General features: G+C 71.6%; 23 protein-coding genes and 1 riboswitch. Of the genes, 12 read left to right on the top strand and 11 right to left on the bottom strand.

The genetic code is table 11. The annotated features are described in order from the left end of the window. Positions 1 to 14 precede the first annotated feature (14 nt). Both ACH34R_RS08955 and ACH34R_RS08950 read right to left on the bottom strand, forming a co-directional pair. On the bottom strand, positions 15 to 1,676 hold the full coding sequence (locus tag ACH34R_RS08955; RefSeq protein ID WP_397560805.1) for a serine/threonine-protein kinase: 1,662 nt from the start codon (positions 1,674 to 1,676) through the stop codon (positions 15 to 17). Positions 1,677 to 1,739: 63 nt separating this feature from the next. Further along, a complete protein-coding gene (locus ACH34R_RS08950; protein ID WP_397561029.1) occupies positions 1,740 to 3,305 on the bottom strand; it encodes an FAD-binding oxidoreductase in 1,566 nt (521 codons plus the stop codon). Positions 3,306 to 3,352: 47 nt separating this feature from the next. Here ACH34R_RS08950 and ACH34R_RS08945 point away from each other — a divergent pair, with 47 nt between their 5' ends. From ACH34R_RS08945 to ACH34R_RS08935, 3 genes are all read left to right on the top strand, one after another. Continuing rightward, positions 3,353 to 4,930: a glycerol-3-phosphate dehydrogenase/oxidase gene (locus ACH34R_RS08945; protein WP_397560804.1), complete on the top strand. Its 1,578-nt coding sequence runs from the start codon at positions 3,353 to 3,355 to the stop codon at positions 4,928 to 4,930. Positions 4,931 to 5,038: 108 nt separating this feature from the next. Then, complete coding sequence (locus tag ACH34R_RS08940) at positions 5,039 to 5,980, top strand: sucrase ferredoxin (protein ID WP_397560803.1); 942 nt, start codon at positions 5,039 to 5,041, stop codon at positions 5,978 to 5,980. Between the two features lie 103 nt (positions 5,981 to 6,083). Continuing rightward, positions 6,084 to 6,395: a WhiB family transcriptional regulator gene (locus ACH34R_RS08935; RefSeq protein WP_111171958.1), complete on the top strand. Its 312-nt coding sequence runs from the start codon at positions 6,084 to 6,086 to the stop codon at positions 6,393 to 6,395. A 57-nt stretch (positions 6,396 to 6,452) separates the two neighbouring features. On the opposite strand, the gene ACH34R_RS08930 is transcribed toward ACH34R_RS08935, so the two are convergent. The 5 genes from ACH34R_RS08930 to ACH34R_RS08910 all read right to left on the bottom strand — a co-directional run bounded on the left by ACH34R_RS08930 (position 6,453) and on the right by ACH34R_RS08910 (position 12,188). Further along, positions 6,453 to 7,139 carry a phosphoribosyltransferase gene (locus ACH34R_RS08930; RefSeq protein ID WP_397560802.1) on the bottom strand — a complete coding sequence of 229 codons (687 nt, stop codon included), beginning with the start codon at positions 7,137 to 7,139 and terminating at the stop codon, positions 6,453 to 6,455. Positions 7,140 to 7,547: 408 nt separating this feature from the next. After that, a complete protein-coding gene (gene rsgA / locus ACH34R_RS08925; RefSeq protein WP_397560801.1) occupies positions 7,548 to 8,666 on the bottom strand; it encodes a ribosome small subunit-dependent GTPase A in 1,119 nt (372 codons plus the stop codon). 608 nt (positions 8,667 to 9,274) lie between these two features. Beyond that, positions 9,275 to 10,522: a serine hydroxymethyltransferase gene (gene glyA, locus ACH34R_RS08920; RefSeq protein WP_397560800.1), complete on the bottom strand. Its 1,248-nt coding sequence runs from the start codon at positions 10,520 to 10,522 to the stop codon at positions 9,275 to 9,277. A 23-nt stretch (positions 10,523 to 10,545) separates the two neighbouring features. Continuing rightward, a riboswitch (ZMP/ZTP riboswitch) is annotated at positions 10,546 to 10,631 on the bottom strand. Positions 10,632 to 10,685: 54 nt separating this feature from the next. Continuing rightward, the gene (locus tag ACH34R_RS08915) at positions 10,686 to 11,705 is read right to left on the bottom strand and encodes a YihY/virulence factor BrkB family protein (protein ID WP_397560799.1); all 1,020 of its coding nucleotides are present in this window, start codon (positions 11,703 to 11,705) and stop codon (positions 10,686 to 10,688) included. Positions 11,706 to 11,792: 87 nt separating this feature from the next. Continuing rightward, positions 11,793 to 12,188: a YccF domain-containing protein gene (locus ACH34R_RS08910; protein WP_111171718.1), complete on the bottom strand. Its 396-nt coding sequence runs from the start codon at positions 12,186 to 12,188 to the stop codon at positions 11,793 to 11,795. Between the two features lie 541 nt (positions 12,189 to 12,729). On the opposite strand from ACH34R_RS08910, the gene ACH34R_RS08905 reads away from it, so the two are divergent. From ACH34R_RS08905 to ACH34R_RS08890, 4 genes are all read left to right on the top strand, one after another. Continuing rightward, complete coding sequence (locus tag ACH34R_RS08905) at positions 12,730 to 14,412, top strand: nitrite/sulfite reductase (protein WP_397560798.1); 1,683 nt, start codon at positions 12,730 to 12,732, stop codon at positions 14,410 to 14,412. After that, a complete protein-coding gene (locus tag ACH34R_RS08900; RefSeq protein ID WP_111171873.1) occupies positions 14,409 to 14,558 on the top strand; it encodes an Insertion element protein in 150 nt (49 codons plus the stop codon). The genes ACH34R_RS08905 and ACH34R_RS08900 overlap by 4 nt, the downstream gene beginning before the upstream one ends. Next, positions 14,555 to 15,283, top strand: a complete 729-nt coding sequence (locus ACH34R_RS08895) for a phosphoadenylyl-sulfate reductase (RefSeq protein ID WP_397560797.1) — start codon at positions 14,555 to 14,557, stop codon at positions 15,281 to 15,283. Before ACH34R_RS08900 ends, ACH34R_RS08895 begins: the two co-directional genes overlap by 4 nt. 98 nt (positions 15,284 to 15,381) lie before the next feature. Continuing rightward, entirely contained in the window at positions 15,382 to 16,104 is a 723-nt protein-coding gene (locus ACH34R_RS08890; RefSeq protein ID WP_397561028.1) for a sirohydrochlorin chelatase, read from the top strand. A 6-nt stretch (positions 16,105 to 16,110) separates the two neighbouring features. On the opposite strand, the gene ACH34R_RS08885 is transcribed toward ACH34R_RS08890, so the two are convergent. From ACH34R_RS08885 to ACH34R_RS08870, 4 genes are all read right to left on the bottom strand, one after another. After that, complete coding sequence (locus tag ACH34R_RS08885; protein ID WP_397560796.1) at positions 16,111 to 16,386, bottom strand: hypothetical protein; 276 nt, start codon at positions 16,384 to 16,386, stop codon at positions 16,111 to 16,113. Positions 16,387 to 16,523: 137 nt separating this feature from the next. After that, entirely contained in the window at positions 16,524 to 17,231 is a 708-nt protein-coding gene (locus tag ACH34R_RS08880; protein ID WP_397560795.1) for a DUF1707 domain-containing protein, read from the bottom strand. A 72-nt stretch (positions 17,232 to 17,303) separates the two neighbouring features. Beyond that, the gene (locus tag ACH34R_RS08875) at positions 17,304 to 18,194 is read right to left on the bottom strand and encodes a maleylpyruvate isomerase family mycothiol-dependent enzyme (RefSeq protein WP_397560794.1); all 891 of its coding nucleotides are present in this window, start codon (positions 18,192 to 18,194) and stop codon (positions 17,304 to 17,306) included. Between the two features lie 2 nt (positions 18,195 to 18,196). Next, positions 18,197 to 18,757, bottom strand: a complete 561-nt coding sequence (locus ACH34R_RS08870; RefSeq protein ID WP_397561027.1) for a sigma-70 family RNA polymerase sigma factor — start codon at positions 18,755 to 18,757, stop codon at positions 18,197 to 18,199. 109 nt (positions 18,758 to 18,866) lie between these two features. On the opposite strand from ACH34R_RS08870, the gene ACH34R_RS08865 reads away from it, so the two are divergent. From ACH34R_RS08865 to ACH34R_RS08845, 5 genes are all read left to right on the top strand, one after another. Beyond that, positions 18,867 to 20,546, top strand: a complete 1,680-nt coding sequence (locus tag ACH34R_RS08865; protein ID WP_397560793.1) for an isovaleryl-CoA dehydrogenase — start codon at positions 18,867 to 18,869, stop codon at positions 20,544 to 20,546. Positions 20,547 to 20,602: 56 nt separating this feature from the next. Next, the gene (locus ACH34R_RS08860) at positions 20,603 to 21,031 is read left to right on the top strand and encodes an OsmC family protein (RefSeq protein WP_111169749.1); all 429 of its coding nucleotides are present in this window, start codon (positions 20,603 to 20,605) and stop codon (positions 21,029 to 21,031) included. Positions 21,032 to 21,148: 117 nt separating this feature from the next. Beyond that, on the top strand, positions 21,149 to 23,275 hold the full coding sequence (gene glgX, locus ACH34R_RS08855) for a glycogen debranching protein GlgX (RefSeq protein WP_397560792.1): 2,127 nt from the start codon (positions 21,149 to 21,151) through the stop codon (positions 23,273 to 23,275). A 135-nt stretch (positions 23,276 to 23,410) separates the two neighbouring features. After that, positions 23,411 to 24,133: a pyrimidine reductase family protein gene (locus ACH34R_RS08850; RefSeq protein WP_397560791.1), complete on the top strand. Its 723-nt coding sequence runs from the start codon at positions 23,411 to 23,413 to the stop codon at positions 24,131 to 24,133. Continuing rightward, positions 24,130 to 25,221: an ATP-dependent DNA ligase gene (locus tag ACH34R_RS08845; RefSeq protein ID WP_397560790.1), complete on the top strand. Its 1,092-nt coding sequence runs from the start codon at positions 24,130 to 24,132 to the stop codon at positions 25,219 to 25,221. Before ACH34R_RS08850 ends, ACH34R_RS08845 begins: the two co-directional genes overlap by 4 nt. Positions 25,222 to 25,255 lie beyond the last annotated feature (34 nt).

Below are 25,255 nucleotides of genomic sequence, written 5' to 3'. Positions count from 1 at the left end.
TGGCAACCCGGCGGTCAGGAAAGGCGGCTGATGACGAAATCGTCGAAATACGCGCGGGTGGACGTGTCGCCGAACTCCGAATGGCTGATGCCGAGGCCGAACTTCGGGCGTCCGGTCGCGCGGGCGACGTCGGTGTCGGTCAGGTCGGCGAGCCGGGTCTCGCCGGCCCACAGGGAGAGGCGGATCTGGCCCTCGCCGCGCGAGCACAGTGCGCGCAGTTCCGTCCCCTGCTTGTAGCCGGGCACCTGTATGTCGGGCGTCAGGTCCGTGACCAGGGCGCCGGTGGTCTTGGCGATCCTGGCCTGACCCTCCTTGCGCACGTAGAAGGTGTAGTAGAAGTAGCTCTCCGGCTTGTCGCTCGCGGAGTACTCGCAGTACAGGCCGGCCCAGCCGGAGGTGTCCGCCTCGGTGATGTTGATCTTGGCGGAGACCAGCACCTCGTCGGGCACCTCGGCGTTGACCGGAGCCGGCGCCCACTTGTCGCGCTCGCTGGAGTCGCTGAGCATGGTGTAGCGCCCGTCGCCGGTGTAGCCCCTTCCGCCGGTGACGCCGCTGGAGTCGTCCCGCCAGCCGGAGTCGTCCTTGCCGAACGCCTCCCGATAGACCACCTCGGAGGCCGGCGGAGGCCCGGACGGCAGGCTCCTGGCCAGGGCGACCCCGCCCACGGCCAGTCCCACGGCGGTCGCGCCGGCCGCTGCGGCGAGCAGGAGCCGCCGCCGTCCTCCGGCCGGCCTGTCCTTGGCGGCGGGCGGCGGGGTGCCCTGGCCGTTACCGGCGAGGGATGTCGGCGGCGTCCCCACCGAGCTGAGGTCCAGACGCAGGCCGCCGGCCAGGTCGGCCGTGTCGGCGTGCGAACGCCCGGTCAGCGCCGCGATCAACTGGTCGGCGGTGGGCCGGGCCGCCGGGTCCTTGCTCAGCGCGGCCTCCACCGGCCCGCGCAGCGCAGGGTCGATGGCGTCCAGGGAGGGCGTGTCGTGCGAGACCCGGTACAGCGCCTCCGGCACGGTCTTGGAGGCGAACGGCGACCGCCCGGTGGCCGCCGCGACCACCACGCAGCCCCAGGCGAAGATGTCGGCGGGCGGCCCGGCCTTGTGGCCGGAGACCAGTTCGGGGGCCATGTACTCCGGCGTGCCGAGGAGCCGCCCCGTCGCGGTCTGCCCGATCCCGGCGTCCAGCGCGCGGGCGATGCCGAAGTCGATCACCCGCGGGCCGAGCGGGGACAACAGGACGTTGGCCGGTTTCAGGTCCCGGTGGACGACCCCCGCGCCGTGGATGGCGCTGAGCGCGGTCGCCACGCCGACCGCCAGGGCCTCGACGTTGGACCCGGCGAGCGGGCCGCCGTTGCGCAGCACCCGGGAGAGGTCGGGCCCGGCGACGTACTCGGTGACCAGCCACAACGGCTCGCCCTCCAGCCGGGCGTCCAGTACCGGCGCGGTGCAGAACCTGCGGACCTTGCGGGCCGCGGCCACCTCGCGCTGGAAGCGCATGACGAACTCGCGGTCCCTGGCCAGGTTGGGGTTGATCATCTTCAACGCCACCGGCCCCTGCGGGCCCTCGGCCAGATACACCGTTCCCATGCCGCCCATGCCCAGCCGCCCCGCGAGGCGATATGGACCGAGCTGGGCCGGATCGCCCGGTCCGAGACCGGCCACCGGGGGAATGCCGTACGCCGTCACAGCGGTCGATCTTATTGCGGTTGACCGTCGATTATGACGTTTGTGAGGAATGGGCGGAGATCATCATGTGATCAGAACGCCTGGATTGAGCACTCCCGCAGGGTCCAGACGGTCCTTCACAGCGCGGATCACCGCGACGCCCAGTTCGCCGATCTCCTCCGCGTACGCCCGCCGGTGGTCCCGGCCGACGCCGTGGTGGTGGGAGATGGTTCCGCCGGCCCGCCCGATGGCCTGGCAGGCGGCCTCCTTGGCGCGTTCCCACTGCGCGACGGGGTCATCGGCCTGGGCGGTGACGACGGTGAAGTACAGGGAGGCGCCGGTCTCGTACACATGGGAGATGTGGCACATGATCAGGGGAGAGCCGAGCCGGTCCTGGAGCGCCTGCCGTACCTCCTGATAGAGGCCCGGCAGGGCCGACCAGAAGGCGGCGGTCTCCAGCGTCTCGGCGGTCGCGCCGGCGCCGAGCAGGGAGTCGCGCAGGTACGGCGCGGCGAACCTGCCCGCCGCCCACGACTCCCCCGGCCCCTCCCCCAGCGGCACTCCGCCGAGTCCGGGCAGGACGGCGGAGACCCGCTCGCGTACCGTCCGCACGTCCTCGGCCGTGCCCTCGTAGCCCGCGATGGCCAGGCAGCCGCCCTCGGCCTCCGGGCCCCCGGTCACCTCCGACGCGGCCTGACCCGCCATCGTCTCGGTCTCGTCGGAGAGCCGCAGCACCGTGGGCAGCGGCCCGCGCTGGGCCAGGTGGCGCAGCGCCGCCGCGCCCTCGGCGAAGGAGGCGAACCGCCAGCCCTCGTGGACCTTCTCGGCGGGAGCCCGCCGCACCCGCAGGCGCAGGGAGGTGATGACGCCGAACGCGCCCTCCGAGCCGAGCACGAGCTGGCGCAGGTCCGGCCCGGCGGCGGAGCGCGGGGCGCGGCCCAGGCGAAGCGTCCCGCCGGGGGTCGCGACGGTCATGCCCATGACCATGTCGTCGAAGCGGCCATAGCCCGCCGACGCCTGGCCGCTGGAGCGCGCGGCGGCGAACCCGCCGAGGGTCGCGTACTCGTAGGACTGCGGGAAGTGGCCCAGGGTGAGGCCGTGCCCGGCGAGCATCCGCTCGGCGTCGGCGGCCCGGACACCCGGCTCCAGGTCGGCGATCATCGAGGTGGCGTCCAGGGCCAGCAGGCGGTTCATCCGGGACAGGTCCAGCGCGACCACTCCGGCGAACCCGTGCCCGGAGGCGGTCAGGCCGCCGACCACCGAGGTCCCGCCGCCGAACGGCACGACCGCGATCCGGTTGCCGGAGCAGTAGGCCAGGAGGGCGGCGACCTCCTCGTGGGAGCCGGGCAGGACCACCGCGTCCGGGGCGTCCGAGCCGTCGCCCGCGCGGATCTTCAGCAGGTCCGGGGTGGACTTGCCGCGGGTGTGCCTGATCCGGGTCTCGTCGTCGAAGCGGACGTGGTCGTGGCCGGCGATGTCGCTCAGCCCGGCCAGGACGGGCGCGGGCAGGGCGACCGGCCGCAGGCGCACCTCTCCGAGCGGTACGGCGGGCCCGGCCGGGCGTACGCCGAGGAGGGCGGTCAGCAGCTCGCCTACCCGTTCCGGCAGCTCGGCGGCCTTGGCGGGGTCGCCCCAACCGGACCAGAGCATCGGCCGGGCGGGGGTGGTCGGATGTTGCACGGCATAAACTGTGGCATATGCCGTACGCCCGCAGACGGCGCGCCAGCAGCCGCCCGGAACCCAACGGGTCCGGATACAACGGGCTGAGCAGCCCTGGCGGGCACAGCACGTCGCTCAATGCGGCGCGGCGGACGCGCGAGCTGGCCGAGGTCGCCGAGACGACGGTGGACGTGCTCGTGGTCGGGCTGGGCGCCACCGGCGCGGGAGCCGCCCTCGACGCCGCCGCGCGCGGCCTGTCGGTTGCCGCGATCGACGCCAACGACCTCGCGTTCGGCACCTCCAGGTGGAGCTCCAAGATGATCCACGGGGGGCTTCGGTACCTGGCCAGGGGGCAGGTGGGCGTGGCCGCCGAGAGCGCGGCCGAGCGGGGGGTGCTGCTCGCCAGGACCGCCCCGCACCTGGTGCGCGCACAGCCGTACCTGCTGCCCCTGACGCCGCGGGTCTCCCGCAGGACGGCGGCGGCGATGATGGCCGGGTACCGGATGGGCGACGCGATGCGGGCCGCCGCGCGGACCCCGCGCCGGCTGCTGCCGGGCCCTTCCCGGCTCGACGCCGCCCACGCGCTGCGGCTCGTCCCCGGCCTGGCCCCGGACGACCTGCGCGGCGCGCTGCTGTCCTGGGACGGCCGGGTGGTGGACGACGCCCGGCTGGTGGTGGCCATCGCCCGGACCGCCGCCGGATACGGCGCGCGCGTGCTCACCCGCTGCCGCGCGATCGAACTGCGCGGCGACGGGGCCGTGGCCCGCGACGAGCTGAGCGGGCGACTGCTGACCATCCGCGCTCGCGCGGTCATCAACGCGACCGGCGTGTGGGCCGCGACCCTGGACCCGTCCATCAGCCTGCGGCCCTCGCGGGGCACCCACCTGGTGCTGGGTCCGGGGACGCTGCCGCATTCGCGGATCGGTATGCACGTGCCGATTCCCGGCGAACGGGGCCGGTTCGCGCTCGTGCTCCCGCAACCGGACGGACGGGTCCACGTCGGGCTCACCGACGAGCCGGTGGAGGGCCCGGTGCCGGACGTGCCCGAGGCCCCGGAGTCCGACGTGACGTTCCTGCTCGACGTGCTCAACTCGGTGCTCGCCGAGCCGATCGGGCGTTCGCAGGTGGCGGGGACGTACGCGGGGCTGCGGCCCTTGCTGGCGGGGGACGGGCGCACGGCCGACCTCTCGCGGCGGCACGCGGTGCTGACCTCGCCCGAGGGGATCGTCACGGTGATCGGCGGCAAGCTCACGACGTATCGCCGGATGGCGGAGGACGCCGTGGACCGCGCGGTGGCCCTGAGATCGCTACAGGCGGGCCCGAGCCCCACCGCGCGCCTCTCACTCGTGGGCGCGGCTTCGGGGGCCGTGCGGGGGCCCTGGCGGCTCGTGGAGCGGTACGGGGCGGAGGCGCAGGCCGTGCAGGCGCTGGCGGAGGCCGATCCGGCGCTGGCCGAGCCGGTCGGGCCGGGGGTCATCGCGGCCGAGTTCGCCTGGGGCGCCCGGCACGAGGGCGCGCTCGACGCGGCGGACCTGCTCGACCGCAGGACCCGTGTGGGGCTCGTCCCGTCCGACCGGGAGGCCGCCCTTCCGGCCGCCTTGGCCGCCATGTCCTGATAAGGGTTCTTTAGGCAATCCCGACGTACGTCCGGAGTGTCACCCCGGGTACGCGATGACCCCATGGTTAGGTTAGGGTTACCTAAGCAAATCCGAGAAGGGGGTCTCGTGCCGGTCAGTCCGGAGCCCGAAGCCGCACCGAAAGGCTGCTCGCATCCGCGCGGGTGCCACACCGGCGATGTGCCCACGCTCGCGAGCGCCACGGTGGGCGCGCGAAGCTGGCTCCTGATAGAGCACGACGGGCCCTGGGCGGCGCGGCTGCCCGAGTGCCGGGTCCCCGACGAGGTCGCCGCTCTCATCGCGCGGGCCTCGGCGGCGGGCGTACGCCCCCAGCTCATCCGCAGACCCGGAAAGCGGACCCGCTCGACACGCCAGGGCGTCCATGTGCTATTGGCGCACTCCACCGGGGACACCCCTTGGCTGGCCGAAGGCGTTTTCGCTGATCCAGACGATCTTGACCTGGACTCGCTGGTGCGCGGAGTGGTCCCGGAGTCCTGCATACTGGTGAGCGAGCCGGTATTTCTGGTCTGCACGCACGCCAAGCGCAATGCGTGTTGTGCCCGCATAGGTCTGCCTCTCGCGCGATATCTCGGGGAAAGCCTCCCGGGGAGAGTGTGGGAAACGTCACACGTTGGCGGCGATCGATACGCCGCCAACCTGGTGTGCTTGCCACACGGGCTTTACTACGGCAACATGTCTGAGGCTGCCGCGCTCGCGGCGGCAAACGCGTACCGGCACGGCGAGGTGGTTCTCGATCGTTTCCGGGGACGCGCGGGCATCCCTGAGCCACTGCAGGCCGCCGAGCACTTCGTGCGTGACCACACGGGCGAGCTCTCCGTCGGCGGAGTGGCCGTGGAATCCTCACGGTCGGACGGTGACGTCACCACGGCGGTAATGCGCCATGGCGACGCACGGTTCCGGGTTGTGGTCGAACCGATGGTGTTCCCAACACCGTGCGGTACGGCTTGCGCCGAGACGATCACGACCTACCGGCTGGTGTCGCTGGACAGGCTGACGCCTGTGCGCTATGCCACGCCTGCTCTGACCTGACCGTCGGGAACACCACGGGCACGCAACGCGTTGACTCAGAGACGCCATAAGCGTCCAATGCGGCAGAAACCCGAAATACCTCTCACTATAAGGTGGTTGTCTCATGTCTCAGGTACGTCGGCAGATCGCCCGCCCGCGACCAAGCTGGGGCTGGCAGGACGACGCCGCGTGCCGGGGTGAGGACCTCGTACTTTTCTTCGGCCCTGACGGCGAGCGTCAGCCCGAGCGTGACATTCGAGAGCGCAAGGCCAAGGCCATCTGCGCCCAGTGCCCCGTCCGCGTGGAGTGTCTCGACTACGCGCTGTCTCGCCCGGAAAAGTACGGCACCTGGGGCGGACTCAACGAGGACGAGCGCGCGTCCGAGCGTCGTCGTCGCATGCGCCGTGCCGCAAGCGCCGGCATCAGTGCCGCCTGATCCCCTCAAACCCGGCAGCAGCCGTTTCCCCCTGGCGCGTGATCATGCACTGCATGATCACGCGTTCGGCCCGTAGCGGCGAAGCACGTCCAGCACATCGGCATCGGAGAGCTGCCCGAACCGTGCGTACCACTGGCCGACCGCCTGGAACTCCGGCGGCGCCGCGGGCACCACGACCTCATCGGCCTCCTTCCGCATCGACGCTACCGTCTCCGGCGCACCGACCGGTACGGCAAGCACCAGCCGCGCGGGGCCTTCCTTGCGTACCGCGCGCAGCCCGGCCCGCGCCGTGTTCCCCGTGGCCAGCCCGTCGTCAACAATGATGACATCGCGCCCGCCCAGCTCGGGCAGCGGCCGATCGCCCCGATAGGCGGCCACCCGCCGGCGCAGTTCGGCCCGTTCCTCCTCCACCACGGCGGCCAGCGCGTCCTGTGACAGGCCCAGCCGCCGCATCAGCCCGGTGTCGAAGACCGGCTCACCGCCCTCGGCGATCGCCCCGACGCCCAGCTCGGGCTGCGGCGGATAACCGATCTTCCTGGTGACCAGCACGTCGAGCACCCCGCCGAGCCGTTCCGCCACCGGCGCCCCGACCGGCAGCCCCCCACGCGGCAACGCGAGCACCACCGGCCTCCCGCCGCCCCCTTCGGCACCCGCCGCCAGCCCCAGCCCCACCAGCCTGCCGGCGAGCAGCCGCCCGGCCTCCGCCCGGTCCAAGAAGGGCAGCCGCACCCCATGCTCACCCATGTACCTCGCCCTACCCCCACACCAAGCCCCAAGTCGTCCTCGCACCCACCCCCACACACGAACACCGAACCCGGCCGCGAGGCGCCGACGGCGCACAAGTCGTACGGCAGGCAGCCAAGCCGGCCGATGACCACCGAATCGCGGGCACGGCGCCACAAACCCCGCCTGCGAGGTACGCCCGGACCATCGGCGCGCAGACCGTACGACAGGCGGCCGACCCGCCCGACGATCATCGAGTCGCGGCCACGACGGCACGCCCCCGCCCCTACGGCGGTCGCACGCAGAGACCGTACGGCAGGCGGCCAACTCAGCCGATAGCCACCGAATCGCGGCGGCGGCAACAGGAACCCGGCCGGCCGTACGGCACGCGCGGGGCGATGGGCGGGTGCCGTACGGAGGGTGGCGGGGTCAGGGGCGGTTGCGGCCGGTACGGCGCATCTCCTTGTGGATGATCTTCCATTTTCTGGTCTGCTCGGTGCGGAGCCGCGCGTCGGTCCGGGCCGCCATCCAGGCCGCCTCGCGCTGGAGCTTGTACCAGCTCGCAAGCCGCCGCTCGGCCAGTTCCCCCGATTCCACCGCCGCCAGCACCGCGCACCCCGGCTCGCTCTGGTGGCCGCAGTCGGCGAACCTGCACCCCTGCGCCAGCGCCTCGATGTCGGAGAAGACCAGGTCGACCCCGTCGCTCATCTCATAGAGGCCCACCCTGCGGATGCCAGGCGTGTCGATGACCAGCCCGCCGCCGGGCAGCGGGATCAGCTCCCGGTGCACGGTGGTGTGCCTGCCGCGCCCGTCTCCCGCCCTGACCTGCTGGGTCTCCATGACCTCCGCGCCCGCCATGGCGTTGACCAGCGTGGACTTGCCCGCCCCCGACGGCCCCAGCACGACCGCCGTCTTCGCCCCGGACAGGTGCCCGCGGACCTCCTCCACGCCCTCGCCGTTCATCGCCGAGACGGCGTGGACGTCGACGCCGGGGGCCGAGCCCCGTACGTCGTCGAGCAGGTCGTCGAGCCCCAGGTGGAGCAGGTCGGTCTTGGTGATCACCACGACGGGCGTGCCGCCGCTCTCCCAGGCCAGGGCCACCAGCCGCTCCACCCGGCCGAGGTCGGCCAGGTCGGTGGCGTGCATCGCCGGCTCGGCCACGAAGACCACGTCTACGTTAGCGGCGAGCACCTGGCCCTGGCCGTCGCCGGACAGCCCGCCGCGTGAGTCACGGCTCACGCCGCCCCTGACGAAGGCCGTGCGCCGTGACAGCAGCGCGACCAGCTCGTGCCGCCCCTCGGGCAGCGCCCGCAGCGCGGCCCAGTCGCCCACGCACGGCAGCGCCAGCGGGTCGGCCGCGGCGGCCCGCCGGACCTGGGCGGAGTACTGGACCTGGAACTGACCGGTGGCGGCGATCACCTCGGCCGCTCCCCGGTCGACCCGCGCCACTCGCGCGGGGGTGGTGCCCTCGGGCAGCTCGGCGGCGAGCGAGTCGTCCCAGCCGAGTAGGGAAAGATCGAAAGAACCAGCGTCAACTGGCAGAGACATCGGTGCATCCTTTGTTTCGCGGGATGCCGCGCGAAGCGCGCCTGGCCTCGATCAGGCCGACGTGGGCATCCCAGAGGTGAGTGACGTCGCAGGGCACATCAGAAAGACCCGCATAGCCCACACCTCCAACCGATGCCATGGCCGCCCACAACCAGACGACCGCTTGCCACGAACCCTACCGGAAACCGATCCGAGCGTCACTCCGATATCCGCCCGCCGTGTCCCCCACCTGAGACCGGAACCAAGCACCCACCCCCCCGGGCGGACACTCACCGTTCCCCAACAAACCCAAGGGCAAGTACCACCCGGTCAACTCCATGACCTCGCCCCACCGCGTCCCCGCGCCTGGGAGCGGATCCAAGCACCCACCCCCCGGGGCGAGCGCTCGCCGTTCCCCTACAGCCCCAGGGTCGAGTACCGCCCGGTCGGCTCCATGACCTTGTCCCGCCGCGTCCCCGCGCCTGGGGCCGAACCGAGCAGCCGCCACCCCCGGGGCGGGTGTTCGCCGTCGTTCTCCTACGGGCCCAGGGCCGGAACCGGCGGCGACGTATCGCCCGGCTGGGGCCGGAACCCGAGCGCCCGCCGCGGGGCGGGCGCTCGGCGTTCTGTTACAGGCCCGGGGTCGGGAAGCGGGCGGTCAGTTCGGTGACCTCGTTCCTGACGCGGGTGATGACCGCCTCGGCGTCGCCCTTGGCGAGTGCCCCGACGACCTCGTCCATCCAGGCGCCGATCTGCCGCATCTCGGCCTCGGCCATCCCGCGCGAGGTCACCGAGGGGGTGCCGATGCGGATGCCGGAGGGGTCGAAGGGCTTGCGAGGGTCGAACGGGACCGTGTTGTAGTTGGTCTCAAGTCCGGCCCGGTCGAGCGCCTGGGCGGCGGGCTTGCCCGCCACGCCCTTGGAGGTGAGGTCGATCAGGATGAGGTGGTTGTCGGTGCCGCCGGACACCAGGTCGAACCCGCGCGCCAGCAGTTCCTCGGCGAGGGCCTTGGCGTTGGTCACCACCTGGTGGGCGTAGACCGAGAAGTCCGGCTGGGCCGCCTCATGCAGCGCCACCGCGATGGCGGCGGTGGTGTGGTTGTGCGGGCCGCCCTGGAGGCCGGGGAAGACGGCCTTGTTGAGGGCGGTCGCGTGCTCGTCCGCGGAGGCCATCAGCATCGCGCCGCGCGGGCCGCGCAGCGTCTTGTGGGTGGTGGTGGAGATGACGTCGGCGTGCCCGACCGGTGTCGGGTGCGCGCTGCCCGCCACCAGGCCCGCGATGTGCGCGATGTCGGCGGCCAGTACCGCGCCGACCTCCTGGGCGATCGAGGCGAACGCCGGGAAGTCGATCTGGCGCGGGATCGCGGTGCCGCCGCAGAAGATCAGCTTGGGCCGGTGCTCCAGGGCCAGCGCCCTGACCTCGTCCATGTCGATGCGGCCGGTGTCCTGGCGCACGCCGTACCGGACCGGGTTGAACCACTTGCCGGTCGCCGACACCGACCAGCCGTGGGTCAGGTGGCCGCCGAACGGCAGGCCCATGCCGAGCACCGTTTCACCCGGCTGGAGGAACGCCAGGTAGATGGCGAGGTTGGCGGGCGAGCCGGAGTAGGGCTGGACATTGGCGTGCGCGACGCCGAACAGCGACTTGGCCCGCTCGATGGCCACGGTCTCGATCTGGTCGATGACCTGCTGGCCCTCGTAGTAGCGGCGGCCGGCGTAGCCCTCGGAGTACTTGTTGGTGAGGACCGTGCCGGTGGCTTCGAGCACCGCCTTGGAGACGTAGTTCTCCGACGGGATGAGCTTGACGGTGCCGGCCTGGCGGCGCTCTTCGGCCCCGATGAGCTCGGCGATCCGTGGATCGACCTGGGCGAGACTCATTTCTCCTCCTTGAGTTGAGATCCCGCGAAGACCCAGGCGCACGGCCTCCGCCCCAATCGCTCCCCGGTGGTTTGTCCCCACCCCTGACGCGCCAGTCGCGACGCTTTTAGACGATAGCGGATGTGGCCGGCCCGGGATCTGGCTCGGGGCGGGGTGGGCCGGATCAACGTGCCGAACGGCCGGGGCGGGCCACCCCCTCGACCGGCCACAGCCGGTCCACCTCGGCGTTGAGCGTGGCCCCGATCAGCACCGCCAGCGCGGTGATGTAGAGCCACAGCAGCACCGCGATGGGCGCGGCCAGCGAGCCGTACACCGACAGCGGGGTGAACCAGGCGGCCAGCACGGCGCGCAGCACGGCGGCGCAGATGATCCAGATGACCAGCGCGAGCACCGCGCCGGGCACCTCCCGCCACCAGCGCGTACGCACCGGCACGCTCACGTGGTACAGCACGGTGAGGAACAGCACCGAGCCGGCCACGAGCACCGGCCAGTAGAGCACGTCCACCATGACGGCGTAGGGCGCGGGGATGACGCCGACCAGCAGGGTCGGGCCCACCACCAGCACCGGCATCACGATGAGCGCGATGAGCAGCGCGACGATGTAGAGGCCGAAGGACATGATCCGGGTCCGGATGATGCCGCGTTCCTCACCGAGGCCGTAGGCGACCGAGATGAGGTCCACGTACACGAACAGCGCCCGGGAGCCCGACCACAGCGACAGCAGGAAGCCCAGCGAGATCAGCGGGACCTGGCCGCCGCCGAGCACGTCGTCCAGCAGCGGGGTCACCACCCGGTCCACCGCGTTGTCGGTGAACAGCACGTGCGCCTGCTCCTCGATGTTCCTGCGCACGTCCTGGACGACATCGGGCCCGAGGAAGGTGCTCAGGTGCGCCAGGATGCCGATGAGCCCGAGCACGAACGGGGGCAGCGACAGCAGCGCGAAGAACGCCGCCTCTCCGGCGAGACCGGTCACCCGGTAGGCGACGCCCGCCATGGTGGTGGCCCGCACCACGGCCCATGTGCGGGTGCCGGCGATCCGGCGGAGTTCGGTCCGGGCGTGATTAAGGGCCGTCCGGGGAACGCGCCGGATCAGGCGCGCCCAGCGCGCCAGGCAACGCGTTTTGTCGCGTTTGCCGCCTAGCGCGCCCTTTGCCCCCTGCGAAGGGGCGTCGGTTGACGTCATGGCACCCAACGGTCACGGCTGCGGGCGATTCGGCCCGCCGATAACGAACGTTTCGCAGACTACCCGGGCCCGCACCCGGCTAACGAGTCATCTGGGCAGGTAATACGGGTCGTCCACGGACACGATCCGGGCACCGAGGGGAAGCAGGGAGATCGGGATCATCTTGAGGTTGGCGATCCCCAGCGGGATGCCGATGATCGAGATGAACAGCGGGATCGCGGTCACCACGTGCCCGATGGCCAGCCAGATCCCGCCGAAGATCAGCCAGATCACGTTCGCGATCGTGGTCAGGCAGCCCGAGGACGGATCTCGCTGGATGGTGCGCCCGAACGGCCACAGCGCGTACGCCGCGATCCTGAACGAGGCCACGCCGAACGGGATGGTGATGATCAGAATGCAGCAGATGATGCCCGCCAGGACGTAACCGGCGGCCAGCCATACCCCAGCGAAGATCAGCCAGATCACGTTCAGAAGGGTGCGCATGCCCTGATACTGCCCCCTCCACCCGCTGGGGACGCGGTGCCCGAACGGGAAATAATGAGGATGTGATCTGCCAGAAGTGCAAGGAACGCCGGCACGACGAGTGCCGGGGCGGCTCCTGGTGCGACTGCCAGCACCAACCGCCCCGCCCGCCCGAGCCCTCGGTCGGCTGGCGCCGCCAGGGCTGACCTGCCCGATATCCCGATTTAGGGCCCATACCCGAAGCGTCCCGATCCGGACATCCATCCCAAAGTGTGGACCCAACATTGGACATCCGTGATGTGGAAGGTATCGTTTGGGACATGCCAGCGGATCCGCTTCTCGTCGTGCGACGCCACGTCGACTTCCTGCGTGTCCGCAGCGCGATCTGTATCGACGCCCGCTGACCCTGCCCAGTTCTGTTCTCACACCTGGGCGCGTGGTCGGTCAGGCGTCGTTTCCATGAGACGGCCCCGGCACTCGACGGCGAGTCCCGGGCGGCAGACCTGAACCGCGCGTCCACCGCCAGATCGTTCGCCAGATCGTTGACGCAAAGGACCGCGCCATGACAACCCCGGCCAGGCCGGCGAACCGCCACCACAAGCGCCCGCGTGGCGAAGGCCAATGGGCCCTCGGTTTTCGCGAGCCGCTCAACAAGAACGAAGAGAACAAGAAGAACGACGACGGGCTCAACGTCCGCCAGAGGATCATCGACATCTACTCCAAGCGGGGCTTCGACTCCATCGACCCCGCCGACCTGCGCGGCAGGTTCCGCTGGTTCGGCCTCTACACCCAGCGCAAGCCCGGCATCGACGGCGGTAAGACCGCCATCCTCGAGCCGGAGGAACTTGACGACCGCTACTTCATGCTGCGGGTCCGCATCGACGGCGGACAGCTCAGCCTGGAGCAGCTCCGGGTGATCGCCGACATCTCCAACGACTACGCCCGTGGCACCGCCGACATCACCGACCGGCAGAACGTCCAGTTCCACTGGATCGAGATCGAGTCCGTCCCGGACATCTGGGAGCGCCTGGAGGCGGTCGGGCTGTCCACCACCGAGGCGTGCGGCGACACCCCCCGGGTGATCATCGGCTGTCCGGTGGCCGGCATCGACGCCGAGGAGACCATCGACGGCCGCGCCCAGATCCGCGACATCCTCGACCGCTACATCGGCGACCCGGCGTTCTCCAACCTGCCGCGCAAGTTCAAGACGGCGATCAGCGGCTGCGCGGCGCACTGCACGGTCCACGAGATCAACGACATCGCGTTCGTGGGCGTCGAGCTGGCCGACGGCACCAAGGGCTTCGACGTGTGGGTGGGCGGCGGCCTGTCCACCAACCCGATGCTGGGCAAGCGGCTCGGCGCGTTCGTCCGGCCCGAGCAGGTCCACGAGGTGTGGGCCGGGGTCGCGAGCGTCTTCCGCGACTACGGCTACCGCAGGCTGCGGCACCGCGCCCGGATCAAGTTCCTGGTCCACGACTGGGGCGCGGAGAAGTTCCGGGAGATCCTGGAGAAGGAGTACCTCGGCTACAGCCTTCCCGACGGCCCCTCGCCCGAGCTGCCGCGCGGCGGACGCCGTGACCACGTCGGCGTCTTCCCCCAGCACGACGGCAACTTCTACGTCGGCTTCGCGCCCCGCGTGGGCCGGGTCAGCGGCGACCAGCTCCACCTGATCGCCGACATCGCCGAACGGCACGGCTCGCGCAGGGTCGCCGCCACCGTCGAGCAGAAGATGGTCATCCTCGACGTCGCGCCCGACCAGGTGAAGTCCATGGTGGCCGAGCTGGAGGCCGCCGACCTCCAGGTCAACCCCTCCACGTTCCGCCGCCAGACGATGGCCTGCACCGGCATCGAGTACTGCAAGCTGGCCATCATCGAGACCAAGGCCAGCGCGTCGCGCCTGATCGACGAGCTGGAGGCGCGGCTGCCCGACTTCACCGACCCGCTGACCATCAACGTCAACGGCTGCCCCAACTCCTGCGCCCGCATCCAGGTCGCCGACATCGGCCTCAAGGGACAGCTGGTGGTGGACGGCGACGGCAACCAGGTGGAGGGCTACCAGATCCACCTGGGCGGGTCGATCGGGGTCAACCCCGGCTTCGGCCGCAAGGTGCGCGGCCTGAAGGCCACCGCCGCCGAGCTGCCCGACTACGTCGAGCGCGTGGTACGCAACTTCGACTCCCAGAAGAAGGAAGGCGAGACCTTCGCCGAATGGGTCCAGCGCGCGGAGGAGGCGGACCTCAAATGACCGAGCGCGCCGTCCCCTTCCACTGCCCCTACTGCGGTGAGGAGGACCTGGAGCCGTACGAGGGCGATGGGGGCTGGTTCTGCAGGTCCTGCGTACGGGCGTTCAAACTGAAGTTCCTCGGGATCGGAGTGGTGAGCAGCCAATGAGTGTGGTGGAGATAGAGATCGGCCTACGTGAGCAGCGCAACACCCTCGACCTCCAGGACATCGTCGAGTCGGCCGCCGAGTTCCTGGAGGGCGCCCCTGCCCGGGAGATCATCCGATGGGCGGCGGCGACCTTCGGCGACCGGCTGTGCCTGACCTCCTCGATGAGCGACGCGCTGCTGATCGACCTGGTCAGCCGGGTCAAGCCGGGTATCGACGTGCTGTTCATCGACACCGGGTACCACTTCGCCGAGACCATCGGCACGCGCGACGCCGTACAGCAGGTGTACGACGTCAACCTGATCAACGTCCAGCCCTCGCGCACGGTGGAGGAGCAGGAGCGCGACCTCGGGCCCCGGCTGTTCGGCCGCAACCCCGACCTGTGCTGCTTCCTGCGCAAGGTGGAGCCGCTGAACCGCGCGCTGGAGCCGTACCACGCCTGGATCTCCGGCATCCGCCGCGACGAGGCCACGACCCGCGTCGACACCAAGGTCGTCGAGTGGGACGCCAAGCGGCAGATGGTCAAGGTCAACCCGATCGCCGCCTGGTCGCAAGAAGACGTCGACAACTACATCGCCGACAACGGCGTGCTGATCAACCCGCTGCACTACGACAACTACCCGTCCATCGGCTGCGCCCCCTGCACCCGCCAGGTCCTGGACGGGGCCGACCCGCGCAGCGGCCGGTGGTCCGGGATGGGCAAGACCGAATGCGGCATCCACCTTTGACCCGGCCCCTGGCCGGGCCGGGACTCGCCGAGTTCGCCAAGTTCGCCGAGTTCCCGAGGTCTCCGGCCGGGCCGGGCACCGGCGCGCGCAGGGTTCCACTGGTCGCGGTCGCGCACGGATCGCGAGACCCGCGCGCCGCCGAGACCGTGGAGGAGCTGCTCGACCTCGTACGGCGGGAGCGTCCCGGCCTGCCGGTGCGCTCGGCCTACCTCGACCACGCCCCGCCGACCCTCGGCCAGGCCCTCCGCGGCCTGCCCGAGGCCGTCGTGCTGCCCCTGCTGCTCACCGAGGCGTACCACAGCCGGGTCGACATCCCGGCCGCCCTGACCACCGCCACGGCCCACGCCCCCGGCCTGCGCGTCCACCGGGCCACCACGCTCGGCCCGCACCCGCTGCTGGTCACCGCCCTGGAACACCGCCTCACCGAGGCGGGCGTCCCCCTCGGCGACCCGGACACGGCCGTCGTGCTGGTCTCGGCGGGCTCCAGCGACCCCCGCGCCAACGCCGTCGTGGCGGGCATCGCCGGACACTGGCGCCGCGCCCGCCCCTGGTGGTCGGTCGTCCCGGCGTACGCCTCGGCCGGCTCCCCCACCCCGGCCGAGGCCGTCGCCCGCCTGCTCCGCTCCGGCGCCCCCCGCGTCGCCGTGGCCCCCTACCTGCTGGCCCCGGGCTACTTCGCCGACAAGATCCGCCGCGACACCCTCGCCGCCGGCGCGCACACCGTCGCGGCCGTCCTCGGCCCCTCCCCCGAACTGGCCTCCCTCGTCCTCCAGCGCCACACCGAGGCACTGATCACTTCGGACCTCACCGCCGGCGCGTAGGCCCGGTCACCCTTCGCGGCCGGTGAGGCGGAGGGTCACCAGGGCCGCGATCTCGTCCGGCCGGCGCGTGGTGGCCAGGGTGCGGTTCTCGGCGTCGGAGAGGCCGTTGTACGGCCTCTCCCGGGCGAGGGCGCGCAGGCGCTCAAGCCCGCCGGTGAGGCGTGGGCCGGGGGGATCAGCGGGTCGTTCGTCATCGCGCATGCCGAGCGCGCCGGCGATGTCGGCCGTCACGCCGCCGAAACCGGCGGCCGTGTACAGTTTCCAGGCGATCTGCCGCGGCACAGCAGCCGGGCGGAGCGCTCGGCGACGAAGCGCTCGAAGTCCGCCCGATCGCGCATGCGGGCTCCTCACAGACGGGGGTGTCACCCGTATCTACGCTCCGGGCGCCCTCCGGCGTTGCACGCCGGCCCGCCCGCGATTCACCACTGCGGAGGGCGCGGCGGGCGCGGGGGATGCGGGGAATGCGGGGGGTGCGGGGGATGATGCGGGGGCGGCGCGCTCAGGCCGAGGTCGTGGCGGAGCGCCCGCCAGTGCTCGCGCCAGGCGGCGAACCCGCGCTGGATGGGGTCGGCCCGCGAGTCGCCGATGATCTTCACATCGCCCATGACCGCGTACGCCTTCACCCGGATGACCGGCGCGTTCACTCCGGAGGGGGCCTCCACGACATCGACCCGCTTGTCGCCCATGACCGCGAGCCCTTCGAGGTCGACCACCACGCCGTCCGGCACGATGATCTTGATGTCGCCCATCACCGAGGTGGCGACGATGTCCACCATGTCGCCGCGCACCTCCGCCTCGCGCAGGTCGAGCACGACGTCGCCCAGCACCGCGAGCGCGCCGACCTGCTGGTCGATGCGCCACTTGCCGCGCCTCTTGGTCTCACCCAGCACCGAGACGAACCAGCGGCGCCTGGGCCCCTGTGGCTGGGCCGGGAGCGGGGCCTGCTGCCCGGCGGCGGGCAGGTCCGACATGATCGCGTCGAGTTCGGCCCTGGTGGTGGCCGTGTAAGCGGCCTCGGTGCGCTCGGTCAGCTCCCCGAGCGTCAGCCTGCCCTCCACGGAGGCGGTCTTCAACCGGTCGACCACGGCTTCCCGTTCGGCGTCCGAGGCCCGCATCGCATCGCTCACGCCTTCAATGTACGGTGCGCGACGACCGCCTCCCTTCCTCCTTTCGGAGGAATCCACTCCGAAAGGAGTACGTCACGGCCCGGACAGGGCGGGCGCGCTGAGCAGGATCTCCCGGCCGAGGTCCCGATCCCCCTCGATCTCGGCGGCGAACTCCTCCGGCCGTCCGCGCCCGCTCAGCAGGAAGCAGAACTCCACCACGTCGCAGGTGATGCGGACCTGCGTGGCCGCCACGGTCTCGCCGAGGCCGAGGGCGACGTCCCACTCTCCGCCGCCCTCCCCGGTCAGGGTCACGTGCGCGGCCCGGCCCGAGCCGTCCCTGCCGGAGACCAGCATGGTCAGCGGCAGCAGCCGGACGCACAGGTCGGCGGCCGGCCGGATGTGGGCGGGCAGCGGGAGCGGCAGCGCCAGGCCGATCGCCTTGGCGGCGTCGTCGGTGTGGATCCAGGTCTCCAGCATTCTGGCCAGCACGTGGTCGGCCGCGGGGGCCGTGAAGCCGCCCTGGTCCACGATGTCGCCGTCGCCCATCGCGCCCAGGCGTCCGCACAGCGCGTCGGCCTGGGCCCGCCAGTCCGCGCGGGTGAGTTCGGGCGGGCGTCCGCGCTGGTGCTCCTGTACCTCGGCGGTACGGCCGTCCGCGTCGTCCGCGGTGACCGGTGGCCCGCCCACGGGCGCGCCGACGGCGGCGGCCAGCAGGCCGTCCTTGGCCGCCAGGTGGGCGACCAGTTCCTGCATGTTCCAGCCCTCGACGACCACGGTGTCCCAGTCGGCCGGGTCGGCGGAGGCGAGCAGGGCGTCCATCGCCGCGACGCGCGCCGCGTACGGCTCGGCCCAGGCCGGCACGGGCGGCATCGGCCGCCTGCGCGTCCGGGCGGCGGCCAGCAGTCCGGGCCGCGCGGGCACCCGGACGGTGTCGGAGAGCGTGTCCAGTGCGTCCAGATAGAGTCGTTCGGTCGCCCCGTCCATGGTCAGACGGCCTCCTCGGTCAGGGCGTCCGCGAGGGTGCGCAGCCCCAACCTGATCCGCGACTTCGCCGTACCCTCGGGCAGGCCGAGTTCGTCGGCCACCTGCCGGTACGTGCGTCCCCCGAAGTAGGCCAGCTCGATGACCTCGCGCAGCGCCGCGGGCAGCCGCTGGACGGCCTGGCGCACCCGGTGCGCCTCGTCGGCGTCCAGGATCTGGTCCTCCAGGCCGGGCGGTCGCGGCTCGGTCAGCCGCGGCCCGATCACCGCGCCCTTCCTGCGCTCCTCGGCCCGGACGTGGTCCACCGACCTGCGGTGCGCGATGGTCGCCAGCCACGTGCGCAGCGACCCCCGGGCGGGATCGTACGCGAGCGGCCGTTCCCACAAGGTGATGAAGACCTCCTGAGCGATGTCCTCCGCGACCGACCTGTCGCGGGTCACCTTGACCGCCATGCCGACGATCAGCGGCCCGAGGCGATCGTAGAGTTCTCCCAGCGCGGTCTCGTCACCGCCTACGATGCGCTGATGCAGTCGGCGGTCGTCGACCACCGCGTCCGGCGCTTCCACCAAACACCACGCTCCAGCGTCGCGGACAGTTCCGGCTGGCCCCTCACCCCACCCAAGCATGCCACTGTTCCACGGCAAAGTTCCGCCAGATTATGACCTTTGGTGACATATGGATATTTGCGGCAATAGTCCATTTCAGGAGGCCATTCACGTGACTCATGAAATCTTCAACCAGGCTCCGCAGTTGGCCGGTCACGACATGTCCGCCGACGCCGCGCTGATGGAAGGGATCGAGCGCGAGGGAGCCGGCTGGGCGTCGGGAGAACTGCGCCGGCTCGGCACGCTGGCCGGTTCGGAACGCGCCCAGGAATGGGGACGGCTGGCCAACGAGCACCCACCGGTCCTGCGCACCCATGACCGGTACGGCAATCGCATCGACGAGGTCGAGTACCACCCCGCCTGGCACGAACTGATGACCGTCGCGGTGGAGAACGGGCTGCACGCCGCGCCGTGGACCGCCGGACGCCCCGGCGCGCACGTGGCGAGGGCCGCCAAGTTCTATGTGTGGTCCCAGGTGGAGGCCGGGCACGGCTGCCCGATCTCGATGACCTACGCCGCCGTCGCGGCGCTGCGCCACTCCCCCGGGCTGGCCGCCGATTGGGAACCGCTGCTCGCCGCCCCCGCCTACGACCCCGGGCTGCGGCCCCCGGCGGGCAAACGCGGGCTGCTGGCCGGGATGGCGATGACCGAGAAACAGGGCGGCTCCGACGTGCGCGCCGGGACCACCAGGGCGAAACCGCTCGGCTCCGGCAGGTACGCTCTCACCGGCCACAAGTGGTTCAACTCCGCGCCCATGTGCGATCTGTTCCTGGTGCTGGCCCAGGCCGAGGAGGGCCTGTCGTGCTTCCTGCTGCCCCGCGTGCTGCCGGACGGCACGCGCAACGCGATGCGGCTCATGCGGCTGAAGGACAAGCTCGGCAACAGGTCCAACGCCTCCGCCGAGGTCGAGTACGAGGGCGCGGTCGCCTGGCTGGTCGGCGAGGCGGGCGGCGGGGTGCGGACCATCCTGGAGATGGTCAACATGACCCGGCTGGACTGCATGATCGGCTCGGCGGCGGGCATGCGGGCCGGGGTGGTACAGGCGGTGCACCACGCCGGGCACCGCTCGGCGTTCGGGCGGAGGCTGGCCGACCAGCCGCTGATGCGCAACGTGCTGGCCGACCTCGCGCTGGAGTCGGAGGCGGCGACCACGCTGATGACCCGGCTGGCCGGCGCGACCGACCGGGCGCTGGGCGGGGACCGGGCGGAGGCGGCGTTCCGCCGTACGGCGGTCGCGGTGGCGAAGTACTGGGTGTGCCGCCGTGCGCCCGCGCACGCCGCCGAGGCGCTGGAGTGCCTGGGCGGCAACGGCTACGTGGAGGAGTCGCAGATGCCCCGGCTGTTCCGCGAGTCGCCGCTGAACGGGATCTGGGAGGGTTCGGGCAACGTGGCCGCGCTCGACGTACTGCGCGCGCTGTCGCGCGAGCCGGAGGCGCGGGAGGCGTTCACGGCCGAGGTGGCGCTGGCGAAGGGCGCGGACCGGCGGCTCGACGCGGCGGCGGAGCGGCTGCACGGCTCGCTGTCCGCCCTCGCCGGACGCACCGCCGACGAAGCCGCGTTCGGCGCCCGGCGGATCGCCGAGGAGATGGCCCTGGTCCTCTGCGGATCTCTGCTGGTAAGGCTGGCCCCGGCCGCGGTCGCCGACGCCTTCTGCGCCTCCCGGCTGGACGGGGACGGGGGCCGCGCGTTCGGCACCCTGCCACCGGGGCCTGACCTCGACACGCTCATCGGCCGCGCCCTGCCCACCTGATGCCGGGATGAAGGCGCCCGCCCCATAGGCTTCTACTCCGTAGAAGGGAGCACCACATGGCTACCACGCGCAAGGCGACCGCCCACTGGAAGGGCGCACTCATTGACGGTTCCGGCACGGTCGACCTTGAGTCCTCCGGCGTCGGCTCCTACGACGTCTCCTGGCCGTCCAGGGCGGAGCAGGCCAACGGCAAGACCTCCCCCGAGGAGCTGCTCGCCGCGGCCCATTCCACCTGTTTCTCCATGGCGCTGTCGCACGGCCTGGCCGGAGCGGGCACGCCGCCGCAGACCGTGGACACCAGCGCCGAGGTGACGTTCCAGCCGGGAGAGGGCATCACCGGCATCGTGCTGTCGGTCAAGGCCCAGGTCCCGGGGATCTCCGCGGCGGACTTCCAGGCCGCCGCCGAGAAGGCCAAGGAGAACTGCCCGGTGAGCAAGGCGCTGGCCGGAACGACGATCAGCCTGAACGCCGAGCTGGTCGGCTGAGCCGATCGGCTGACACCCGCCGCGCGCCCGCCCTGTTCGCCGGGTGCGGGCGCGCACGAGGGGCATCTGGGCGAACGGCCTGCGCGAGACGGCCGGACGGGAGGACAATGGGGCCACATGCGTGAGGTCTGGCCGGGGCAGGCGTATCCGCTCGGCGGCACCTGGGACGGCGTCGGCACGAGCTTTGCGGTGTTCTCCGAGGTCGCCGACAAGGTCGAGCTGTGCCTGTTCGACGACCGGGGCCGTGAGGAGCGGGTCGATCTGCCGGAGAGCGACGGGTTCGTCTGGCACGGCTACTTTCCGGGGATCACGCCGGGGCAGCGGTACGGCTTTCGCGTCCACGGCCCCTACGAGCCCGCCAGAGGGCACCGCTGCAACCCGGCCAAGCTGCTGCTCGACCCGTACGCCAAGGCGATCGAGGGCGAGGTCACCTGGGACGAGGCGCTGTTCTCCTACCGCTTCACCGACCCGGCGCGGGCCAACGGCGCCGACAGCGCGCCGTTCATGCCGAAGAACGTGGTGGTCAACCCGTTCTTCGACTGGGGCTCCGACCGCAGGCCGGGCACGCCGTACCACCAGACGGTGATCTACGAGGCGCACGTGCGCGGGCTGACCATGCGCCACCCCGCCGTGCCGCGCGAGCAGCGCGGCACCTACGCCGGGCTGGCCCACCCCGCGGTCATCGAGCACCTGCTCGGCCTGGGGGTCACCGCGGTCGAGCTGATGCCGGTACACCAGTTCGTGCCCGAGCACGCGATGGTGGCCAGGGGCCTGACCAACTACTGGGGCTACAACACCATCGCCTACTTCGCGCCGCACAACGGCTACGGCTCCTCCGGGCAGAGCGGCGAGCAGGTGACGGAGTTCAAGGCGATGGTCAGGGCGCTGCACGAGGCGGGCATCGAGGTGATCCTCGACGTGGTCTACAACCACACCGCCGAGGGCGACCACATGGGGCCCACGCTGTGCTTCCGCGGCATCGACAACGCGGCCTACTACCGGCTGCACGACGGCGACCGGCGCTACTACCTCGACTACACCGGCTGCGGCAACTCGCTCAACGTGCGCTCCCCGCACGCCCTCCAGCTCATCATGGACTCCCTGCGCTACTGGGTGCTGGAGATGCACGTGGACGGCTTCCGCTTCGACCTCGCCGCGGCGCTGGCCCGTGAGCTGCACGACGTGGACCGGCTGAGCGCGTTCTTCGACCTCATCCAGCAGGACCCGGTGATCTCCCAGGTGAAGCTGATCGCCGAGCCGTGGGACGTCGGGCCGGGCGGCTACCAGGTGGGCAACTTCCCGCCGCTGTGGACCGAGTGGAACGGCAAGTACCGCGACTCGATGCGCGACTTCTGGCGCGGCCACGGCTCGATGCTGCCGGAGTTCGCCTCCAGGCTGACCGGCTCACAAGACCTGTACGCCTCCTCCGGCCGCCGCCCGGTGGCCTCCATCAACTTCGTGACCTGCCACGACGGGTTCACGCTCAACGACCTGGTCTCCTACAACCGCAAGCACAACGAGGCCAACCGCGAGGGCAACCGGGACGGCACCGACGACAACCGGTCCTGGAACTGCGGGGCGGAGGGCCCGGTGGAGGACCCTGAGATCGTCCGGCTGCGGCGGCGGCAGCGGCGCAACTTCCTGGCCACCTTGTTCGTCTCGCAGGGAGTGCCGATGGTGACCGCGGGCGATGAGTTCGGGCGCACCCAGCGGGGCAACAACAACGCCTACTGCCAGGACAACGAGGTGTCCTGGGTGGACTGGTCACTGGCCCGGGCCGAGTCCGGGCTGCTGGAGTTCGTCCGCGCGGTCGCGGCGCTGCGCCGGGCCCACCCGGTCTTCCAGCGCAGGCGGTTCTTCCACGGCCGCCTGGCCACCGACGGCCGGCGCGACATCGTGTGGTTCACCCCGGCGGGCAAGGAGATGACGGCCGCCGACTGGCACACCGGCTACGCCAAGTCGCTGGCCGTCTACCTGAACGGCGAGGCGATCGACGAGCCCGGCCCGCGCGGCGAGCGGATCATCGACGACTCGTTCCTGCTGCTGGTCAACGCCCACCACGAGGACATCACGTTCACCTTGCCGCAGGCGGAGTACGGCGACGGCTGGCGGGCGGTGCTCGACACGGCCGACGACGGGCCGCGCGAGGAGCCGCCCGCCGACGAGGCATGGGCCGCGGGCACGCCGGTGGCGGTCACGGGCCGCTCCATGCGCATCCTGTACCGGCGGCGGGCCACCGACTGATCCCACCCACTGCTTGACGGACGATGGCAGGTTCTTTACGTCCATCGTCAAGCAGCAGATGGCCACCGATGGGAACAGCAGCGCGAAAACCACCGGAAATCGCAGGTGGGAAGTGGGTTATGACAAGGTAGGGGGGTGCGGCGAATCTACCCAGCCGAGCGGGTCGAGGTGGACCTGGCAACGGCGTACGCGTACCCGGATCGCGAATGGTTGCGGATCAACATGGTCGCCAGCCTGGACGGCGCGGCCTGGTCCAAAGGGGTCTCCGAGGGGCTGTCCGGCCCCGCCGACCGGCGGCTCTTCCAGGTGCTGCGCGGCCTGGCGGATGTGATCCTGGTGGGCGCGGCGACGGTCAGGAGCGAGGGGTACGGGCCGGTGGAGGCGCGCGACTCGTGGGCCGAGCTGCGGGCCGGCCGCCCCCCGACACCGCCGATCGCGGTGGTGACCCGCAGGATCGACCTGGACCTCGGCGGGAAGTTCTTCGCGGCGACCGGCGCGCAGGCCAGGCCGATCGTGATCACCTGCGCCGCCGCGCCGCCCGACCGGCGGGAGGCCGCCGCGGCGATCTCGGACGTGATCGTCGCGGGCGACGATCGGGTCGAACCGGACCAGGCCCTGCGTGCGCTGCGCGAACGCGGGCTGAACCACGTGCTGTGCGAGGGCGGGCCCCGGCTCGGCGGCGGGCTCGCCGCGGCCGGGCTGATCGACGAGGTGTGCCTGACGGTCAGCCCGCTGCTGATCGGCGGGGGCGCGGCCCGGGTGCTCAACGGGCCGGTCGGCCGCACGCCGCTGCGCCTCGCGCAGATTCTCGAAGAGGACGGGTTCCTCTTCACCAGATATGCCAGGGAGGAACCATGACCCTGCCCATCGAACCACCGGTGGCGCCCATGCTGGCCAAGGCCGTCAAGGGCCTGCCGGCACAGGACGGCACCCTGTTGTACGAGCCCAAGTGGGACGGCTTTCGCTGCATCATCTTCCGCGACGGCGACGAGGTCTACCTGGGCAGCCGCAACGAGCGGCCGTTCACCCGCTACTTTCCCGAACTGGTCGAGGCGGCGCGGCGCGAGTTGCCCGACCGCGTCGTGGTGGACGGCGAGATCGTGCTGCGGCGGGGGCAGGTGCTCGACTTCGACGCACTACAGCAGCGCATCCATCCCGCCGCCTCCAGGGTGAAGCTGCTGGCCGAGCAGACGCCGGCCTCGTTCATCGCCTTCGACCTGCTGGCCCTGGGCGATGACAACCTGATGGAGACGCCGTTCCGGCGCCGCCGCGAGCTGCTGGCCGGCCTGTTCCGCGGCTCGGGCGGCTCGGTACGGCTGACCCCGATCACCGACGACGCGGACCTGGCCGGGCGCTGGTTCGAGACCTTCGAGGGGGCCGGGCTCGACGGGATCGTGGTGAAGCCCGGCGACCTGCCGTACGAACCGGACCGGCGGACGATGTTCAAGGTCAAGCACGAGCGCACGGCCGACGTGGTCGTGGCGGGCTACCGGGAGCACAAGACGGGCCCGATCGTCGGCTCGCTGCTGCTCGGCCTCTACGACGACGCGGGCCGGCTGCACCACGTGGGGGTGGCCGCGTCCTTCCCGATGACGCGCAGGGCCGAGCTGGTCGAGGAGGTCAAGCCGTACCTCACCGACCTGGCCACCCATCCGTGGGGGGCGTGGATGGCCCCCGCGGCCGAGGCCGGCGGCGAGCAGGCCCCGGGCGGGCCGCGGCGGCCGGGGTCCAACGTCTCGCGCTGGAACGCCAAGAAGGATCTGTCCTTCATCCCGCTGCGGCCGGAGCTGGTGATGGAGGTGGCCTACGACCACATGGAGGGCGAGAGGTTCCGGCACACCGCGCAGTTCCGCCGCTGGCGGCCGGACCGCACGCCGGAATCGTGCACCTACGAGCAGCTCGAACGCCCGGTCTCCTATGACCTGGACGACATTCTCGCCAGATAATCTCCGGGACATCCCCGATGGACAGGATCGGCCG

Source organism: Spongiactinospora sp. 9N601, from assembly GCF_044326295.1.
Taxonomy (GTDB): Bacteria; Actinomycetota; Actinomycetes; order Streptosporangiales; family Streptosporangiaceae; genus Spongiactinospora; species Spongiactinospora gelatinilytica.
Note: the sequence above shows the minus strand (reverse complement) of the source record. Positions and strands in the feature narration are given on the sequence as shown.

Coding starts and splice junctions, on each gene's coding strand:
- ACH34R_RS08905 (WP_397560798.1), top strand. CDS start 12,730: ATGACAACCCCGGCCAGGCCGGCGAACCGCCACCACAAGCGCCCGCGT.
- ACH34R_RS08935 (WP_111171958.1), top strand. CDS start 6,084: ATGTCTCAGGTACGTCGGCAGATCGCCCGCCCGCGACCAAGCTGGGGC.
- ACH34R_RS08950 (WP_397561029.1), bottom strand. CDS start 3,305: ATGCTCTGGTCCGGTTGGGGCGACCCCGCCAAGGCCGCCGAGCTGCCG.
- glgX (WP_397560792.1), top strand. CDS start 21,149: ATGCGTGAGGTCTGGCCGGGGCAGGCGTATCCGCTCGGCGGCACCTGG.
- ACH34R_RS08860 (WP_111169749.1), top strand. CDS start 20,603: ATGGCTACCACGCGCAAGGCGACCGCCCACTGGAAGGGCGCACTCATT.
- ACH34R_RS08930 (WP_397560802.1), bottom strand. CDS start 7,139: ATGGGTGAGCATGGGGTGCGGCTGCCCTTCTTGGACCGGGCGGAGGCC.
- ACH34R_RS08900 (WP_111171873.1), top strand. CDS start 14,409: ATGACCGAGCGCGCCGTCCCCTTCCACTGCCCCTACTGCGGTGAGGAG.
- ACH34R_RS08915 (WP_397560799.1), bottom strand. CDS start 11,705: ATGACGTCAACCGACGCCCCTTCGCAGGGGGCAAAGGGCGCGCTAGGC.
- ACH34R_RS08945 (WP_397560804.1), top strand. CDS start 3,353: ATGCCGTACGCCCGCAGACGGCGCGCCAGCAGCCGCCCGGAACCCAAC.
- ACH34R_RS08865 (WP_397560793.1), top strand. CDS start 18,867: ATGGATATTTGCGGCAATAGTCCATTTCAGGAGGCCATTCACGTGACT.
- ACH34R_RS08845 (WP_397560790.1), top strand. CDS start 24,130: ATGACCCTGCCCATCGAACCACCGGTGGCGCCCATGCTGGCCAAGGCC.
- ACH34R_RS08875 (WP_397560794.1), bottom strand. CDS start 18,194: ATGGACGGGGCGACCGAACGACTCTATCTGGACGCACTGGACACGCTC.
- ACH34R_RS08895 (WP_397560797.1), top strand. CDS start 14,555: ATGAGTGTGGTGGAGATAGAGATCGGCCTACGTGAGCAGCGCAACACC.
- rsgA (WP_397560801.1), bottom strand. CDS start 8,666: ATGTCTCTGCCAGTTGACGCTGGTTCTTTCGATCTTTCCCTACTCGGC.
- ACH34R_RS08910 (WP_111171718.1), bottom strand. CDS start 12,188: ATGCGCACCCTTCTGAACGTGATCTGGCTGATCTTCGCTGGGGTATGG.
- glyA (WP_397560800.1), bottom strand. CDS start 10,522: ATGAGTCTCGCCCAGGTCGATCCACGGATCGCCGAGCTCATCGGGGCC.